The following is an 18,127-nucleotide window of genomic DNA, read 5'->3' as shown; positions in this document are numbered from 1 at the left end:
GCATTGGTTTGGCAATTGCCAAACAAGGACAAGGCTGGTGGGCGTTTTGCCCGCCGGCCTTTTCCCGCTTCAGGGCAGCGGTAGCGCGCTGGGGCGATATTCAGATTCTGGGTTGGCAGCACAGCGCTGCGCGACCTGACTGCAGCCCGCAACGGGGCTGTTGACCCGCCCACTGTGGCGGATGGCTAATCACGCTGGGGAGTACTGATGGCTTACTCGTACACTGAGAAAAAACGCATTCGCAAGGACTTCGGCAAACTGTCGAAGGTGATGGACGTTCCCTACCTGCTTGCGATCCAACTGGATTCCTACCGGAAGTTCACCCAGCAGGGCACGCCCCTGGATCAGCGCGGCGACTATGGGCTGCACGCCGCCTTCAAATCCGTATTCCCGATTGTCAGCTACAGCGGCAATGCGGCGCTGGAATACGTGGATTACGCCCTGGGCACGCCCGTCTTCGACGTGAATGAGTGCCAGCTGCGCGGTGTGACCTACTCCTGCGCCCTGCGCGTGAAAGTGCGCCTGATCATCTACGACAAAGACTCCTCCAACAAGACCATCAAGGACATCAAGGAGCAGGAAGTCTACATGGGGGAAATCCCCCTGATGACCGAGAACGGTACCTTCGTCATCAATGGTACCGAGCGTGTGATCGTGTCCCAGCTGCACCGCTCCCCCGGTGTCTTCTTCGATCACGACAAGGGCAAGACTCACTCCTCCGGCAAACTGCTGTATTCCGCCCGGGTGATTCCCTACCGTGGCTCCTGGCTGGACTTCGAGTTCGACCCGAAAGACATGGTCTTTGTGCGTATCGATCGCCGCCGCAAACTGCCGGCGACCATTCTGCTGCGCGCGCTGGGTTATCAGTCCGAAGAAATTCTGGACATGTTCTACGACGTGAACACCTTCCGCGTCGACAAGGACGGCAACTACAGCATCACCCTGATCCCCGAGCGTCTGCGCGGTGACGTGGCCGCCTTTGACATCAAGGCCGGTAAGAAAGTGATTGTTGAGCAGGGCCGCCGGATTACCGCCCGTCACATTCGCGAGCTGGAAAAAGCCGACGTCAGCGAGTTGGAAGTGCCGGAGGAATACCTCTACGGCCGCGCCCTGGCCAAAAACCTGGTGGACGAGAAAACCGGCGAAGTGCTGGTTGAGTGCAACACCGAACTGAGCGCGGACGTGCTCGCCAAAATGCGCGAAGCCGGTGTCGAGAGCATCGAGACCCTCTACACCAACGAGCTGGACTACGGCCCCTTCATCTCCGACACCCTGCGCCTGGACAGCACCCGCAACGAGTTGGAAGCGCTGGTGGAAATCTACCGCATGATGCGCCCCGGCGAGCCGCCGACCAAGGAGTCCGCCGAGAACCTGTTCCAGAACCTGTTCTTCTCCACCGACCGTTACGACCTGTCTAACGTTGGCCGCATGAAGTTCAACCGCCGCCTGGGTCGCGACGAAGTCACCGGCTCCGGCGTACTGGATCGCGAGGACATCGTCGATGTGCTCAAGACCCTGGTAGACATCCGCAACGGCCGTGGCATGGTGGACGACATCGACCACCTGGGTAACCGCCGTGTGCGCTCTGTGGGCGAGATGGCCGAGAACCAGTTCCGCGTGGGCTTGGTGCGCGTCGAGCGCGCGGTGAAAGAGCGCCTGTCCATGGCCGAGTCCGAAGGCCTGATGCCGCAGGACCTGATCAACGCCAAGCCGGTATCGGCGGCGGTGAAGGAGTTCTTCGGCTCCAGCCAGCTGTCCCAGTTCATGGACCAGAATAACCCGCTGTCGGAAGTGACCCACAAGCGTCGCGTTTCCGCGCTTGGCCCGGGCGGCCTGACCCGCGAGCGCGCCGGCTTCGAAGTGCGCGACGTACACCCGACGCACTACGGCCGTGTGTGCCCGATTGAAACGCCGGAAGGTCCGAACATCGGCCTGATCAACTCGCTGGCCACCTACGCGCGCACCAACGACTACGGCTTCCTGGAGTCGCCCTACCGCAAGGTGGTGGATGGCCAGGTGACCGACGAGATCGAGTACCTGTCGGCCATCAACGAAGCCGGTTTTGTGATCGCCCAGGCCTCTGCGACCCTGGATGACAAGGGCCGCTTTGTCGACGACCTGATCAACGTGCGTCACATGAACGAATTCACCGTCAAGCCGGCGGTGGAAGTGGCCTACATGGACGTATCACCCAAGCAGGTGGTGTCTGTGGCGGCGGCGCTGATCCCCTTCCTGGAGCACGATGACGCCAACCGCGCCCTGATGGGCTCGAACATGCAGCGCCAGGCAGTGCCGACCCTTAAGAGCGACAAGCCGCTGGTGGGTACCGGCATGGAGCGCTACGTGGCAGCGGATTCCGGCGTGTGCGCCGTGGCCCGTCGCCCGGGTGTGATCGACTCCGTCGACGCCAGCCGCATCGTGGTGCGGGTGAACGACAAGGACGTGGGCAAGGACGAGGCGCCGGTTGATATCTACAACCTGACCAAGTACACCCGCTCCAACCAGAATACCTGCATCAACCAGCGCCCGATTGTGAAGCAGGGCGACGTGGTGGATCGCGGTGACATCCTGGCCGATGGCCCGTCCATCGACATGGGCGAGCTGGCCCTGGGCCAGAACATGCGCATCGCCTTCATGCCCTGGAACGGCTACAACTTCGAGGACTCCATCCTGGTGTCCGAGAAGGTCGTGAAGGAAGACCGCTTTACCACCATTCACATTCAGGAACTGACCTGTATCGCGCGCGATACCAAGCTGGGGCCGGAGGAGATCTCCGCGGATATTCCCAACGTTGGTGAGAGCGCCCTGGCCAAGCTGGACGAATCCGGCATCGTGTACATCGGTGCCGAGGTGGATGCCGGCGACATTCTGGTGGGCAAAGTGACGCCCAAGGGCGAAACCCAGCTGACCCCGGAAGAGAAGCTGCTGCGCGCGATCTTCGGCGAGAAGGCCTCCGATGTGAAAGACACCTCCCTGCGCGTGCCTTCCAGCACCAAGGGCACGGTGATCGACGTGCAGGTCTTCACCCGCGATGGCCTGGAGAAGGACGCCCGCGCCCAGCAGATCGAGAAGCACCAGCTGGACCAGTTCCGCAAGGACCTGAAAGAAGAGTACCGCATCTTCGAAGAAGCGACCTTCGCGCGCCTTGGCAACCTCATCAAGGGCCAGAAGACCGTCTCCGGCGCTGGCCTCACCAAGGGCACCAGCCTCACCGAGAAGGTGCTGAGCGAGCTGGACCGCGACCAGTGGTTCAAGCTGAAGCTGGCCGACGCCGACCTGAACGAGGCCCTGGCCTCCGCCAAGCGTCAGCTGGACGAGCAGAACAAGCTGCTGGAAGAGCGCTTTGAAGATAAAAAGCGCAAGCTGCAGTCCGGCGACGACCTGGCGCCCGGCGTACTGAAAATCGTCAAGGTCTACCTGGCCATCAAGCGTCGCATCCAGCCGGGCGACAAGATGGCGGGCCGCCACGGTAACAAGGGTGTGATCTCGGTGATCATGCCGGTGGAGGACATGCCTTACGACGAGAACGGCGAGCCTGTGGACATCGTGCTCAACCCGCTGGGTGTACCGTCGCGGATGAACGTGGGCCAGATTCTGGAAACCCACCTGGGCATGGCGGCCAAAGGTCTGGGCGTGAAAATCGACCAGATGATTGCCGAGCAGCGCAAGGTGGCCGAGGTGCGCAAGTTCCTGGAAGCCATCTACAACAACGGCGCCGGCCGGGTGGAGGACCTGAAGTCCCTGTCCGACGAGGAGGTGCTGGAGCTGGCCAATAACCTGCGCGGCGGCGTGCCGATGGCAACCCCAGTGTTCGACGGCGCGGCGGAAGAGTCCATCAAGGAACTGCTGGCCCTGGCGGACCTGCCGGAATCCGGCCAGTTCACCCTGCACGACGGCCGTACCGGCGAAGCGTTTGATCGCCCGGTGACCGTGGGCTACATGTACATGCTGAAGCTGAACCACCTGGTGGACGACAAGATGCACGCCCGTTCCACCGGCTCCTACAGCCTGGTGACCCAGCAGCCGCTGGGCGGCAAGGCCCAGTTCGGTGGCCAGCGCTTCGGTGAGATGGAAGTGTGGGCACTGGAAGCCTACGGCGCCGCTTACACCCTGCAGGAAATGCTGACGGTGAAATCGGACGACGTGGCCGGCCGGACCAAGATGTACAAGAACATTGTCGATGGTGACCATCGTATGGAGCCGGGCATGCCCGAGTCCTTCAACGTGTTGGTTAAGGAAATTCGTTCCCTCGGTATCGATATCGAACTGGAGCACGAGTGACGAAACACTGACGTCGCCCCCGCGCGCGGGGGCCCATTGTAAAAATGGATCCCGCAATGGCGCACCACGGCCTGCGCAGGGATGACACAGGAAACACCAACAGAATTTGGACTCAACGGCAGGGTGGCCCAGCCACCCGCCCGAAGGAAAACCTCGCGGAGGAAAGACCTTGAAAGACTTACTTAATCTGCTGAAGTCCCAGGGACAGTCAGAAGAATTTGACGCCATTCGCATTGGCCTGGCGTCCCCGGAGATGATTCGCTCCTGGTCATTTGGCGAAGTCAAAAAGCCGGAAACCATCAACTACCGTACCTTCAAGCCGGAGCGTGACGGCCTGTTCTGCGCCAAGATCTTTGGCCCGGTGAAGGACTACGAGTGCCTGTGTGGCAAGTACAAGCGCCTCAAGCACCGCGGTGTCATCTGCGAGAAGTGCGGCGTGGAAGTGGCGCTGGCGAAAGTGCGCCGCGAGCGCATGGGCCACATCGAGCTGGCCTCGCCGGTTGCCCACATCTGGTTCCTGAAGTCGCTGCCGTCCCGTATCGGCCTGTTGCTGGACATGACCCTGCGCGACATCGAGCGCGTGCTGTACTTTGAAAGCTACGTGGTCACCGACCCGGGCATGACCACCCTGGAACTCGGCCAGCTGCTGTCCGACGAGCAGTACTACGAGTCCATGGAAGAGTTTGGCGATGAGTTCACCGCCAAGATGGGCGCCGAGGCTGTGCAGGACCTGATGAGCCAGCTCGACCTGCCCCAGGAGATTGCCCGCCTGCGCGAGGAGATCCCGGCCACCAACAGTGAAACCAAGATCAAGAAGCTGTCCAAGCGCCTGAAGCTGATGGAAGCTTTCGCCAGCTCCGGCAACAAGCCCGAGTGGATGGTGATGAACGCCCTGCCGGTACTGCCGCCGGACCTGCGTCCGCTGGTGCCGCTGGACGGCGGCCGCTTTGCGACCTCCGACCTGAACGACCTGTACCGCCGGGTGATCAACCGCAACAACCGCCTGAAGCGGCTGCTGGATTTGAACGCCCCGGACATTATCGTGCGCAACGAAAAGCGTATGCTGCAGGAGTCCGTGGACGCGCTGCTGGACAACGGCCGTCGCGGCCGTGCCATCACTGGCTCCAACAAGCGCCCGCTCAAATCCCTGGCCGACATGATCAAGGGCAAGCAGGGCCGTTTCCGCCAGAACCTGCTGGGCAAGCGGGTGGACTACTCCGGTCGTTCGGTGATCGTGGTGGGCCCGACCCTGCGCCTGCACCAGTGCGGCCTGCCTAAGAAGATGGCCCTGGAGCTGTTCAAGCCCTTCATCTTCGGCAAGCTGGAAGCACGTGGCCTGGCGACCACTATCAAGGCCGCCAAGAAAATGGTCGAGCGCGAGCCGCCGGAAGTGTGGGACATCCTCGCCGAGGTGATCCGCGAGCACCCGGTGCTGCTGAACCGTGCCCCGACCCTGCACCGCCTGGGCATTCAGGCCTTCGAGCCGGTGCTGATTGAAGGTAAGGCCATTCAGCTGCACCCGCTGGTGTGTGCTGCCTACAACGCGGACTTCGACGGCGACCAGATGGCGGTACACGTACCGCTGACCCTGGAAGCCCAGTTGGAAGCGCGCGCCCTGATGATGTCCACCAACAACATTCTGTCGCCGGCCAACGGCGAGCCGATCATCGTGCCCTCCCAGGACGTGGTGCTGGGTCTGTATTACATGACCCGCGAGCGCATCAACGCCAAGGGCGAGGGCATGGCCTTTGCCAACGTGTCGGAAGTACACCGCGCCTACAAGGCCGGCCACGTCCACCTGCAGGCGCGGGTGAAAGTGCGTATTTCCGAAGCCGTTGTCACTGAAGACGGCGACATGCAGGAGCGCACCTTCCTGGCCGACACCACCGTGGGCCGCGCCCTGCTGTGGGAAATCGTGCCCCGTGGCATTGGCTACGACATGGTCAACCAGGACATGGCCAAGAAAGCCATCTCCCGCATCATCAACCAGTGCTACCGCGTGGTGGGCCTGAAGGCGACGGTGATCTTTGCCGACCAGCTGATGTACACCGGTTACGAGTATTCCACCCGCTCCGGTTCCTCCATTGGCGTGAACGACTTCGAGATTCCTGCCGCCAAGGCGGAGATCATCGATCACGCCGAAGCCGAGGTGAAGGAGATCGAAGACCAGTTCGCCTCCGGTCTGGTGACCCATGGTGAGAAGTACAACAAGGTGATCGACATCTGGTCCCGCGCCAACGACCTGGTCTCCAAGGCAATGATGGAAGGCCTGTCCAAGGAGAGCGTGATCAACCGCGACGGCGAGGAAGAGGAGCAGGCCTCCTTCAACTCGGTGTACATCTACGCCGACTCCGGTGCCCGGGGTTCACCCGCCCAGATTCGTCAGCTGGCCGGTATGCGCGGCCTGATGGCCAAGCCCGACGGTTCCATCATCGAAACGCCGATTGTGGCGAACTTCCGTGAAGGTCTGAACGTACTGCAGTACTTCATCTCCACCCACGGTGCCCGTAAGGGTCTGGCGGATACCGCACTGAAAACCGCGAACTCCGGTTACCTGACCCGTCGTCTGGTGGACGTGGCCCAGGATCTGGTGGTCACCGAAGACGACTGTGGCACCGATTACGGCCTGCTGATGGCACCGGTGATCGACGGTGGCGACATCATCGAATCGCTGGGCGATCGCGTACTGGGCCGCATCGTGGCCAAGGACGTACTCAAGCCCGGCAGCGATGACGAGATCGCCATTACCGCCGGCACCATGCTGGACGAGCTGTGGGTGACCCGCCTGGAAGAAATGGGTATCGACGAGATTGAAGTGCGCTCGCCGATCACCTGTGAAACCCGCCACGGCATCTGTTCCACCTGCTACGGCCGCGACCTGGCCCGTGGCCACAAGGTCAACATGGGCGAGTCCATCGGCGTTGTGGCGGCCCAGTCCATCGGTGAGCCGGGTACCCAGCTGACCATGCGGACCTTCCACATTGGTGGTGCGGCGTCCCGGGCTACCGCCCAGGACAACATCCAGGTAATGAACGACGGTACCGTGCGTCTGCACAACGTGAAGGTGGTGGACCGCACCGACGGCTCCCTGATCACCGTATCCCGTTCCGGTGAACTGTCGGTACTGGACAAAATGGGCCGCGAGCGCGAGCGCTACAAGCTGCCCTACGGCGCGGTGATCCGCGTGCAGGACCACGCGGCGGTGTCTGCCGGTGACGTGGTGGCCAACTGGGATCCTCACACCCACCCCATCGTGACCGAGCTGGCGGGTATCGCCAAGTTCTCCGCCATGGACGAAGGTGTGACCATCCGTCGCCAGACCGACGAACTGACCGGCCTGTCCTCCATTGAAGTGATGGAAGTGGGCGAGCGCCCGGTGGCGGGCAAAGACGTGCGTCCGGCGGTAACCCTGGTGGATGAGAACGGCAAGGAACTGTGCCTGCCCAACACCAACGTGCCGGCGCACTACTTCCTGCCGCCCCACGCACTGGTGAACCTGGAAGACGGCGCCAAGGTGGAAGTGGGTGACGTACTGGCCCGTATCCCCCAGGAAGGCTCCAAAACCCGGGACATCACCGGTGGTCTGCCGCGTGTTGCCGACCTGTTCGAAGCGCGCAAGCCGAAAGAGCCTGCCATTCTGGCGGAAATCACCGGCACCGTGAGCTTCGGTAAGGAAACCAAAGGCAAGCGCCGCCTGGTGATTACCCCCACCGACGGCAAGCCGCTGGCGGATGGCTCCGACCACTACGAGGCGCTGATTCCCAAGTGGCGTAACCTCTCCGTGTTCGAGGGCGAGCAGGTAGAGAAGGGTGAAATCGTGTCCGAGGGCCCGCACAGCCCCCACGACATCCTGCGCCTGAAGGGCATCGAGGAACTGGCCAAGTACATCGTCAACGAGATCCAGGAGGTTTACCGCCTGCAGGGTGTGAAGATCAACGACAAGCACATCGAGGTGATTGTTCGCCAGATGCTGCGCAAGGTGATCATTACCTCCAGCGGCGACTCCACCCTGATCAAGGGCGAGCAGGTGGAATTCACCACCTTCCTCGAAGAAAACGAGCGCCTGCTGGCCGAAGGCCTGGTGCCCGCCACCGCCGAGCGCGAACTACTGGGTATCACCAAGGCCTCGCTGGCCACCGAGAGCTTCATCTCCGCGGCCTCCTTCCAGGAGACCACCCGCGTACTGACCGAAGCGGCGGTGACCGGCAAGCGCGACTACCTGCGCGGTCTCAAGGAGAACGTGGTGGTGGGTCGCCTGATCCCGGCCGGTACCGGCCTTGCCTATCACGAAGAGCGCAAGCGTAAGCGTGACGGTGAAGTGGAAATGAGCGTGTCTGCCCAGGAGATCGAAGCGGCGCTGACCGAGGCCCTGCAGGCCGACGATTGATTCGTCGATTGCTACCCGGGAAGGGGCGAGGAGTGATTCTCGCCCCTTTTTTGTGCGTTGTTATTGCCGCTTAGTGCAGTAGCTGGCGTTATTCCAGCAGGGGTTGCTATGTAGCCGGCTGGCTTGGTGGTGCGGCTCGGATATCGGCAAGATAATCCGTGTGGTCAGGTTCTTAGTAGTTACGCCAGCGCATTTTAATATGTGCCTGACGTCGGGCCACCTGCTGCCGCCTCGTCTCTTTGCTGACGGTCGGGTAGTTGTCCGGCAGTACTGACTGCAGCTGATCAAGATCGACCAGGTAGGTTTTCATTCTTGGGAGCTGTTCGGGCGACGGGTCTTGCTTGAATACAAAACGCATGGCATGGAACCCCTTGGTCAATCCGGTGGTGTCTACCCATCCCTGCACGCCGGGATCTCGTCCCGATAGGATATAGAATCGCCGGCCGTCAGCGATTGGTGGGTTCTGCGCCCCGGATAGGCTGCTGACATAGTTTTGTTGATCCGGCCCTTCCATCCATAGGTTGTTGAGCTGAAAACCGATGTAGTAGGGCTCGACAGGCGTTTCCATCTCAATGACAAGTGCCTGGCCCTCTTCAAGCTCGAAAATGCCAGAGGCATAGATTTGCTGGGCTCCGGCAACCCCGCCTGCGGTAAAGGGTGGGGCGGGTTGATTGATGCCGTTTACCGGCAGTGCGCGTTTACCATCACCATTGCTGTCTTGCGTCATCTCCATCGGGAACGCCATCAACAGATTCCAGAATCGTATCTGGTTGGCCACACGTGTGCCGAGCGACGCCAACAAATCGGCGACGTTGTCGGCGTCCATCGGGGGGCGGTTCAGACCCTCGGTATCACGCCGCCGAATCGATAGCGTCAGTGGCTGCTCATTGTCCCAGTCGGAAAACACTTCCCTGACGGAAAGGCTGGTGGCGTCAACCACCTGTGTTTGCCCGGTTCCTTTGCAGGTCATCGACTTGCGCGAATAGAGGAAATTGCCGCTATAACCCTCCGGCTTCTCAGGCCCTATGAGGAGCTGATAGTTTCCATTGGCGTTAGCCTTGAGCGTGAAGCTATTAACGAAATCCAGAGTTTGGTTTTGGCAATTCGCCATCTCGGCCAATTCTCCACTGTATCCCGGAACGCCAGTAATGGTCTGGAAGGTTGCCAGTCTCGGAGCCTTCTGGCCGTTGATGCGGCTGCCGTTCTGCCATTCGCCGGTGTCATGCGCCTGAATGTCGACCTCGTAGTAACCAGTGGCATCAATCGGCGCTTTGAGATACATGGCATCGGGGTTTTCCCCGGTCCATTTTCGCAGCATATCCATGGAGCGAAAAAACTCCGGAAAGCGGGCGTCGGCTCTTATACCGAATTCAATTTCCCGGTTCAGGTGCGCCAGAAGGTAACGATAGCCGTCGGCCAGTACCCGCTCGCTGGCAGCAGGGGGATAGTGCTCTGGGTCAACCAGTGTGCGTTCAGCTTTTGCCAGATCGTCAAGAAATCTCGCATAGGCGGCGCTCAATTTATCTTCTGGCGAGTCATTCGCATTGGCTGGCGCATGGCTCAGGCAAAAACCGATGATCGTCGACACTACAAGCGTGGCTGGCCGTAAACTGCACCGCCTGTTCGGGGATATTGGCATGGCGCTTTCACCTCGTTGGTGGATTTATTATTGCGTTCATTGTTGGACCGATCTGTCCTCACCTAAGCGTAGCAGGGTCCAAGAGGCGGAATAGGTTGAGATGCTTCAATGGCACTGACCTTTGCGTTCGCACCGGGTAGCACAACGGCATTGAAGGTTGCCTGTCTGGGCAGTGCCTGGATTTAAATGCTAACGACTTTGGCGCCAAATGCCATTCTCCCCGGTTGGTGCCGTAAAGATACTGCAATGGTTCTGACCGGAAGTTCTATCCGGCTATCGAAAATAACTATTAATAGATAAGTGGAGCAACGTCCCATGCAAAGCAACCGCCCTGTAAAGGCGCTTCTTACTCTCGCTGTCCTTTCTGCTACCGGATTTTCCGACCTGGCTCAGGCGCAGGTTCTGGAAGAGGTCATAGTAACCGCGCGCAAGCGTGCGGAGAGCCTCCAGGACGTGCCTATGGCTGTGAGCTCCTTCAATGCCGATATGCTGCGAAACGCACAAGTCGACAACATCCTGGATCTTGAGCGCATGTCGCCGAATGTCACGTTGACGACCACCGGCGGGTTGGCTGCAGGCGGTGTGTCAGTGTTCATTCGCGGCATTGGCAACGACGTGGGCTTCGACCAGGGCGTTGGCATATACGTAGACGATGTTTACCTGAACCAGACGACCGGGGCTCTTCTGGATGTTTTCGATGTAGAGCGCGTTGAAGTTCTTAAAGGTCCCCAGGGCAATCTCTACGGCCGCAATACCATTGGCGGTGCGATAAAGTTCATCTCGAAGGAGCCCACCGAAGAGCTTGAAGGCAGGGTGGAAGTGAGCGCTGGCCGCTTCGATATGAAAGAGGTCAAAGGCAATATTTCAGGCCCGATTATCGGCTCTACCTTGCTGGGTAGCTTTGCAGCCGTATACAAAGATCGGGACGGGATTCAAACCAATAGCTTCAATGGTGATGAATACTGGAGTGAAGATGTTAAGGCATTTCGTGGCAGCCTCTTGTGGAATGCCAGCGATTCCTTGCGACTCAAGCTCTCTGCCGATCACTCACGGGATCGCTCGGCTCCGAGCATACCCAATCGGGTATTTGTGGACACCGATACGTTGAGTGGCATCGACTTTGTGATCAGTGGCGCCAACACCTTTTTGGGCCCTGGCACAGGCATTGTCGACACGCCCAATGACGCTTCTCTGCCCACTGATATTGATACGGTGTCGAGCGAGTTTGTTGATGGATTTGACGAATACAAAATTGATACCACCACCATTTCCTTAACCCTGCAGTGGGAGCTTTCGGAGCGTTGGGACTTCAAATCTGTAACCGCCGGCCGAAGCTCAGAGTTTGTCACGCCTTATGATTTTGATGGCTCCAATCAGCAATTTATAACGACGATTAACGACACAGTCGAAAATGAAGACCTTTCTCAGGAATTCCAGTTTAATTTCAACGGTGAAAATCTACACGCTGTAATGGGGCTCTACTACCTGGACGGGTTGGAGGAACGGCCCTCTTTTACACATCAGTACGCAAGGCTGCGGGCGATCACACAGCAAACCAAGGACACCTATGTGTCCGATCGTGAACTCGAATCCGTCTCTGCTTACGGCACGATCGACTGGGACATTACAGAGAAGTGGCAGCTGTCGTTTGGGGGGCGCTACACCCAGGACAAAAAGGTTGAAACAACGCTCGCTACAGTAGATCGAACTTACTTTGCCTACGCAGGTCTGGCGGGCTTTCCCTCAAGTGCCATTGTGTCTGTCATGCCTGGGCAAGAGGCGAATGCGGCCCAAAGTCCCATGTTTGCCTACTGGGCTTCGCAGTTTGCGCCGCCGGAATTCAATTCTGAAGCCGTTCGTGTTGTGTTTCCGGAAAATACCGGCGGGGACGATACCTGGTCCCAGTTCTCGCCAAGCGCACGTCTGACCTGGTTTGCCGCTGAAGACCTGATGCTCTATACCGCTTACCAGCAGGGTTTCAAGTCAGGCGGCTTCCAGCGTGATTCCCAAGATGCTGATAGTTATGAGCCTGAAGTGGTTGATGCTTACACCATCGGTGTTAAAAGCACCTGGTTGAATGGCTCTTTGCGTATTAATGGTGAAGCCTTCTATAACGATTACAGTGACAAGCAGTTACAAACAATTGTCCTGACAGAAACCGACCTGCAGGCGCAGGTAGGAAATGTGGGTGAAGTAGAGACCAGTGGCGCCGAAGTTGAGCTGACCTGGTTGCCGCCTGTGGATGGTCTGACTATCGGCGCGAATATCGGCTATCTGGATGCCGAGGTGAAGTCTTATCAAAGTGGCGGCGAAGACATCGCTGAAACAACAGCGTTGGGGTTCTCGCCGCAATGGACCGCGCAGGCGCGTGTCATGTACGAATTCGATGTGTCGAATCTCGGCAATCTTATGCTGGGAGCCGATATCGCCTATCGCGACGATTCCTATACCAACTCGCCAATTGATCTCACCAGTACGGTGGCCGACTCGCAGTTCCAGGAGGCTTTCAGCACATGGAATGCGATCGCGACTTTTACCACCTTTGACGGTAGTTGGAGGGTGGCGCTGGAAGGCAAGAACCTGTCCGATAAGCGCGTTCTTAGCAATAGTTACAATGTAGGGCCCTTCGTTACTGGCGCATATAGTATGCCACGTACCTGGGCGGTTTCTCTTGCATATGAGTTTTAAAAGAACAGCCCCGGGAGATTCGGTCATGTTATTTACACTCAAGCGCAGATGCGCGGCGATAGCCCTGCCGGTGTCGCTATGGCTCATCGCAGTATCTGCTGTGGCAGACAATGTGGTTGACGATGCCGCCGCCACAGCTCAACCTCAATTGGGGATTACAGGAAGAAACCTTCGCGATATGGGGGGGTATGAGGCCAGCGATGGACGCGTCATCCGCCAAGGTGTCCTTTATCGCTCAGGTAACCTTAGCGGTCTAACGTCGCCTGAGCAGGAAGCACTCGCTGCATTGGGTATTCGGAGCATCTGCGATTTTCGCACTTCAGCGGAGCGTGAGGAGCGACCCGATCCGGAGCTCACCAATGCGCATCAGGTAGAAGGGTGCCAGGACAATTCAGTCAAGACCGCACTTTCCTCGTCCTTCCAAAAGCTGCTTGATGCACAGTCTGCCGGCAAGGAAGTGAACTGGCGAGAAATAATGATCAAAAATTACAGCACAATGGGAAGTCGTTACGCCGATTCCTATCGTGCCATGTTCTCTTCGCTGCTATCTGAGGAGGGAAGGCCGATGCTGTTCCATTGTACGGCCGGCAAGGATCGGACAGGTGTCGCGGCAGCGCTTATTCTCAGCGTGCTGGGCGTTCCCCGAGAAACTATCCTGAAGGACTATGAGGCAAGCGCCCTCGATCCGGTTACGTGGGATGAAAGCATAGATTCCAAAGTCTATCCGAAAGAACTGGTTGATCAGCCGGCTCTGGCAAATCCTGACCCTGCGTACATTCAGGCGGCGCTGGAAGGAATTGAAGCTCGGTACGGAAGCATCGACAATTATCTTCTAGAAGCGCTCCAGCTGAATGAGAAGGATATTGAAAACCTCCGTCATGCCCTGCTTAAAGGCCACTGAATCCTGGTTGGTAGTGTCTGTCGGTGTGGCGGTAAGGTTTCTATTGGGTTTGTCTGGTTTTCTGGCATTGGTGTCAGGTGCCAACGCCTCGGCTGACACGGAGGCGTCATTCAGCATAGATCAGCCCGTTAGTGGGAGCTGCGAGAAGGTAAAAAACGCCACGCCATTGTGTCTTTTCTCAAACCCCGAAGACATGGCGATACTTCCAGGAAATCGCTGGCTATTGGTAAGTGAGTATGGGGATTACCATGGCTCGCGCCCCGGAGCACTTGTCTTCTATGACCTCGACAAGAAGAAACGCCGAATTGCCTATGATGGCGACAGTACTCAGCCGCCGGGTGAGTATTGGGGAGATCCCTCATGCATCGAGGCCCCAGGGGCGGTGTTCAGCCCGCACGGCATAGACTTGAAACGTAGAAAGGACGGGCGCTGGCAGTTGCTTGTTGTTCAGCATGGCGGACGGGAGTCCATCGAGTTTTTTGAGTTGGTTAATTCCGACCATGGACCATCGTTGCTATGGCGTGGTTGTGCAATTGCGCCAGACAACGCCAGTCTGAACTCGGTGGCTGCCGGTGCGGATGGTGAGCTTTTCACCACAAAAATGATGGCAAGCAAGGTCTCATGGGGTTCAGATTCCAGTGAGTCGTCAGGTCTGGTCTTTCGCTGGACAGGCCGCTCAGGGTTTGAGGTGGTTCCTGGCAGCGAAGGCCTCATGCTCAATGGGATAGCTGCCAGCAAGGATGGCCGCTCACTGTATGTGGTCTATTCCGGGGAGAACGTGGTCAAAAAGATCGATTCAGAACGCGGGATAGTTATTGATTCCACCCCGGTGAAATCAGCCGACAATATAAAGTGGTCCGCAGACGGTGAGACCCTCCTGGTGGCTTCGTTTGTAGGTTCACAAGCCATTGAAGACTTCGCCCACTGTACTTCTGCCGAGGTCGGGGTCTGCCCAATTGCGTTCTCTATTATTGAGTTGGAGCCTGAGCAGTTGGCCAAGAAGACACTGTTTGACAATCGGGCCGCTCCGATGGGGGCTGGCACGGTTGGCATCAAAGTCAAAGACACGCTGTTTATAGGAACATTCTCTGGTAATCGAATACTGCAAGTAGAGCTGCCCGCACCGGCTCTCTGACATTGCAGGCCGATTGAGCGGCTTGGCAGTTGGCGCCAGTCATTCTGAGTGAGTACGGTAGCAATGAACATACAGCAGGGTGTTTATCGAACCAGGTTGCCAGGGTGGTTTTCGTCCATGGCCCGTCGCCGGTAGTTGCTTGGCGTTTCCCCGGTCCATTTTTTGAATGAGCGCGCAAACGAGCTGACTTCAGTAAAGCCGAGCATTTCGGCTAATGGAGCCAGCCCTGGATAGTCGTGCAACAGTCTATCCATCGCTACTTCGCAGCGTACCTCATCTTTGATGGCCTGATAGCTGGTGGCTTCTGCCTGCAGGCGCCTGCGCAGACTGGATTCTGACATATAGAGCATCGCAGCTATTTCGCTGAAACTTGGTATGCGTTTGGAAAGGTCGGCGCTGAGGAGTGAGCGTATCGCCTGACTGGTGGACATGCTCGGGTCGTCGAGCGTGATCAGGTGGTAAACGCTGTTGCTAAGAAATTCCTCCAGCGAGCGCCTGGTTTGTACCAGTCGATGCGCAAGAAGGTCAGGCTCGAAGTAGAGCGCCGTCTCTATCGCATCGAAATATACCGGGCAGTTAAAGATGGCGGCTAATGCGTTATGGTATTTCTTATTGATTGGAGGAGCGGCGATTCGCACTTCAATGCAGTTCATGGGCTGTCCTATTAGCCAGCCGCAAAGGCTGTGCCAAGTTCGCAAGCCAGATGCCCGGGCCATCGCCAGCGCATGCCGGCCTCTTTCCCAATCGGTTGGAATCAATGGTGAGCCTTGCAGCGGCAAATCAATCTCGTAGATCAGTTTGGCCCTTGCGTCGGTGCCCTCGTCTATCAATGCCATGCGGTAGCGGTTGATTTTGAACAGCAACAATTCAAAGCGGGTTGCGAGGCGTAGTGCATCTCCAAGTGTCAGTGCGCCGATCATGCTGTGACACATCACTTCAAAGCTCTCGCTGCCAACACCAGCGCCCCAAATCAGTGGGCTGTCAATGCGCTGTGCAGCGGCGCTGTACACGCGGGAATAGTAGCTGGCCGGTAGCCGGTGGCCAGGTGGTAGTGAAAGCATCTGGTCGGCTGTCAGGTGAGTCCCCGCTGTGAGGGACTTCAAATCCAGTCCTACCTGACGCAGATACTGCAAAAGTAGCTGGATTTTTCTAGCGGGTAGTTGACTATCCGGCTGCCCATCACCACGCAATGCCATAATCCTCACCGTAATCCGACGCGCCGCCCCACATAGTGCCGTGCTCGGCGTCAAACCAGATGGCGGTGATGGGCGAGTAGGTGCGCTCGACGGTTTCGACGGTGTAGCCCATTTTCTTCAGCGCGGCGCGGGTGTAAGGCGTGACCTGGTGGGTCACTTCCAGCCGCCCGGGTTCGCTCTGGTGGGCGCCGAAGGAGCTCTGCATCTGGTAGCTGGTGATGTTGTGGGCCTCGGCGGCCTGCTGCACGTTCATGTCGAATTCCACCATGTTCAGGAAGAACTGCAGCAGGTTCTGGTCCTGGGTGTCGCCGCCCTGCACCGAAAAGGCCATCAGCGGCTTGCCGTTCTTCAATGCCAGGCTGGGGGTCAGGGTGGCCCGGGGGCGCTTGCCGGGGGCAACGACGTTGTAGGGGTTGATGCGCTCGTCCAGCACGAAACTCTGCATGCGCTGGGACAGGCCGATGCCGGTGTTGCCGGCCACAAAGGCGGGCACCCAGCCGCCGGAGGGGGTTACCGATACCACCCAGCCCTCGGCGTCGGCCGCCTGGATGGAGGTGGTGCCGGCCACAAAGCCCTCGTCATGTGTCATCAGGCCAGCCTGCTGGAAGCCTTCGGCGCCCTCGGCATCGGCGGCGGGGGGAATGGGCGACCACTGCTCCAGCAGGTTTTTGAAGGGATTGCTGCCACGCTGGAAGGCATAGGGGTCGCCGGGGCGGGCATCGGGGTTGTTGCGTTCAGGGTCGATGAGCTTGCGCCGCTCGGCGGCGTATTGTTTCGACAGCAACCCGGTCACCGGCTCCTCTGGCGGGAGGTAGGGGTCGCCGTAGTAGAAGTCGCGGTCGGCAAAGGCCAGGTTCATGGCTTGGTAGAGGGTGTGAATATAGCGGCTGCTGTTGTAGCCCATGGCCTTGAGGTCATAGCCTTCGAGAATGTTCAGCGCCTGCAGCATGGCCGGCCCCTGCACCCAGGTGGTGAGTTTGTAGACGTCGATGCCCCGGTAGTTGGTGGTCACCGGCTCTTCGATATGCACCTGCCAGTTGGCCAGGTCTTGCCGGGTGAACAGGCCGCCGTGTTCTTGCGTGGCGCGCACAATCTCCGCGGCGATATCGCCCTTGTAGAATCGGTCATAGGCGGCGTAGATGGCCTCTTTGCGGCTTTTGCCAGCGGCCAGTGCCTGGGCTTCGGCATCCACCAGTTTTTTCAGGGTGGCCAGCAGGTCGGGCTGTTTGAAAATTTCGCCGGGGTAGGGTGCCGCGCGCTGCTGGCTGTCCTTGTTGTTCAAGTGGGGCAGGAATACGCGGGTGGAGTCCGGCCACTGCAGGATGACGTCCCGGCGCCGCTCCATGTTGTCCGCCTGCTGGGCCTCGATGGGATATCCACGGGCCATTTCCATGGACGGGGCCAGCACCTGCGCCAGGCTCAGGCTGCCGAATTCCGCCAGCATCACCATCAGCCCGCCGGGTGTGCCCGGGGTAACGGCGGCCAGCGGGCCGTATTCCGGCGGATACACCATGCCTCGCTCGCGGAAGAAGTCGGGCGTCGCGCCGGTGGGTGCCACGCCCAGGGCATTGATGCCTTTTACCTCGCCGGTGTGGGGGTTGTAGATCAGGGCCTGGGTTTCGCCGCCCCAGCTGAGCACATCCCACATGGTGGCACTGGCGCCGAGCATGGCGCAGGCGGCGTCTACCGCGTTGCCGCCCTGGGCGAACATCATCGCCCCGGCGGTGGCGCCCAGGGGTTTGCCGGTAATGGCCACCCAGTGCTTGCCGTGCAGCACCGGCTTGGCGGTGGCCTGGGCGTTGGCAACGGGGGCGATCAAAGGCGCGGTGAGAAGGGACAGGGCGCAGGCGGTGCCCAGCAAAGCGCGTCGGGTGGTGATAGACATGGTGGCTCCTTGTGT

8 protein-coding genes are annotated in these 18,127 nt (G+C 59.0%); 5 read left to right on the top strand and 3 right to left on the bottom strand.

All coding sequences use genetic code 11. The features are described 5' to 3' along the window. Nucleotides 1–207 precede the first annotated feature (207 nt). Both rpoB and rpoC read left to right on the top strand, forming a co-directional pair. Entirely contained in the window at nt 208–4,281 is a 4,074-nt protein-coding gene (gene rpoB / locus DDZ17_RS11105) for a DNA-directed RNA polymerase subunit beta (protein WP_116366821.1), read from the top strand. A gap of 169 nt (nt 4,282–4,450) precedes the next feature. Then, a complete protein-coding gene (rpoC, locus tag DDZ17_RS11100; protein ID WP_116366819.1) occupies nt 4,451–8,668 on the top strand; it encodes a DNA-directed RNA polymerase subunit beta' in 4,218 nt (1,405 codons plus the stop codon). 172 nt (nt 8,669–8,840) lie between these two features. Here the strand turns inward: rpoC and DDZ17_RS11095 are convergent, their stop codons facing one another. Next, nucleotides 8,841–10,256: a hypothetical protein gene (locus tag DDZ17_RS11095; RefSeq protein WP_116366818.1), complete on the bottom strand. Its 1,416-nt coding sequence runs from the start codon at nt 10,254–10,256 to the stop codon at nt 8,841–8,843. 366 nt (nt 10,257–10,622) lie between these two features. On the opposite strand from DDZ17_RS11095, the gene DDZ17_RS11090 reads away from it, so the two are divergent. Genes DDZ17_RS11090 through DDZ17_RS11080 form a run of 3 tightly spaced genes read left to right on the top strand, consistent with a single transcriptional unit; the run spans nt 10,623 to nt 15,031 of the window. Then, on the top strand, nt 10,623–12,995 hold the full coding sequence (locus DDZ17_RS11090; RefSeq protein WP_116366816.1) for a TonB-dependent receptor: 2,373 nt from the start codon (nt 10,623–10,625) through the stop codon (nt 12,993–12,995). Between the two features lie 25 nt (nt 12,996–13,020). Beyond that, the gene (locus DDZ17_RS11085; protein WP_157976579.1) at nt 13,021–13,896 is read left to right on the top strand and encodes a tyrosine-protein phosphatase; all 876 of its coding nucleotides are present in this window, start codon (nt 13,021–13,023) and stop codon (nt 13,894–13,896) included. Beyond that, nucleotides 13,859–15,031 (top strand): beta-propeller fold lactonase family protein, encoded by a 1,173-nt coding sequence (locus DDZ17_RS11080; protein ID WP_157976578.1) that lies wholly within the window; start codon nt 13,859–13,861, stop codon nt 15,029–15,031. The genes DDZ17_RS11085 and DDZ17_RS11080 overlap by 38 nt, the downstream gene beginning before the upstream one ends. Before the next feature lie 83 nt (nt 15,032–15,114). On the opposite strand, the gene DDZ17_RS11075 is transcribed toward DDZ17_RS11080, so the two are convergent. Both DDZ17_RS11075 and DDZ17_RS11070 read right to left on the bottom strand, forming a co-directional pair. After that, complete coding sequence (locus DDZ17_RS11075) at nt 15,115–16,227, bottom strand: AraC family transcriptional regulator (protein ID WP_116366810.1); 1,113 nt, start codon at nt 16,225–16,227, stop codon at nt 15,115–15,117. Next, the gene (locus DDZ17_RS11070; RefSeq protein WP_116366808.1) at nt 16,211–18,112 is read right to left on the bottom strand and encodes a gamma-glutamyltransferase family protein; all 1,902 of its coding nucleotides are present in this window, start codon (nt 18,110–18,112) and stop codon (nt 16,211–16,213) included. The genes DDZ17_RS11075 and DDZ17_RS11070 overlap by 17 nt, the downstream gene beginning before the upstream one ends. Nucleotides 18,113–18,127: the final 15 nt, after the last annotated feature.

Origin of the sequence: Parahaliea mediterranea (assembly GCF_003402235.1) — a bacterium.
GTDB lineage: Bacteria > Pseudomonadota > Gammaproteobacteria > Pseudomonadales > Halieaceae > Parahaliea > Parahaliea mediterranea.
Note: the sequence above shows the minus strand (reverse complement) of the source record. Positions and strands in the feature narration are given on the sequence as shown.

Coding starts and splice junctions, on each gene's coding strand:
- rpoB (WP_116366821.1), top strand. CDS start 208: ATGGCTTACTCGTACACTGAGAAAAAACGCATTCGCAAGGACTTCGGC.
- DDZ17_RS11090 (WP_116366816.1), top strand. CDS start 10,623: ATGCAAAGCAACCGCCCTGTAAAGGCGCTTCTTACTCTCGCTGTCCTT.
- DDZ17_RS11085 (WP_157976579.1), top strand. CDS start 13,021: ATGTTATTTACACTCAAGCGCAGATGCGCGGCGATAGCCCTGCCGGTG.
- DDZ17_RS11075 (WP_116366810.1), bottom strand. CDS start 16,227: ATGGCATTGCGTGGTGATGGGCAGCCGGATAGTCAACTACCCGCTAGA.
- DDZ17_RS11070 (WP_116366808.1), bottom strand. CDS start 18,112: ATGTCTATCACCACCCGACGCGCTTTGCTGGGCACCGCCTGCGCCCTG.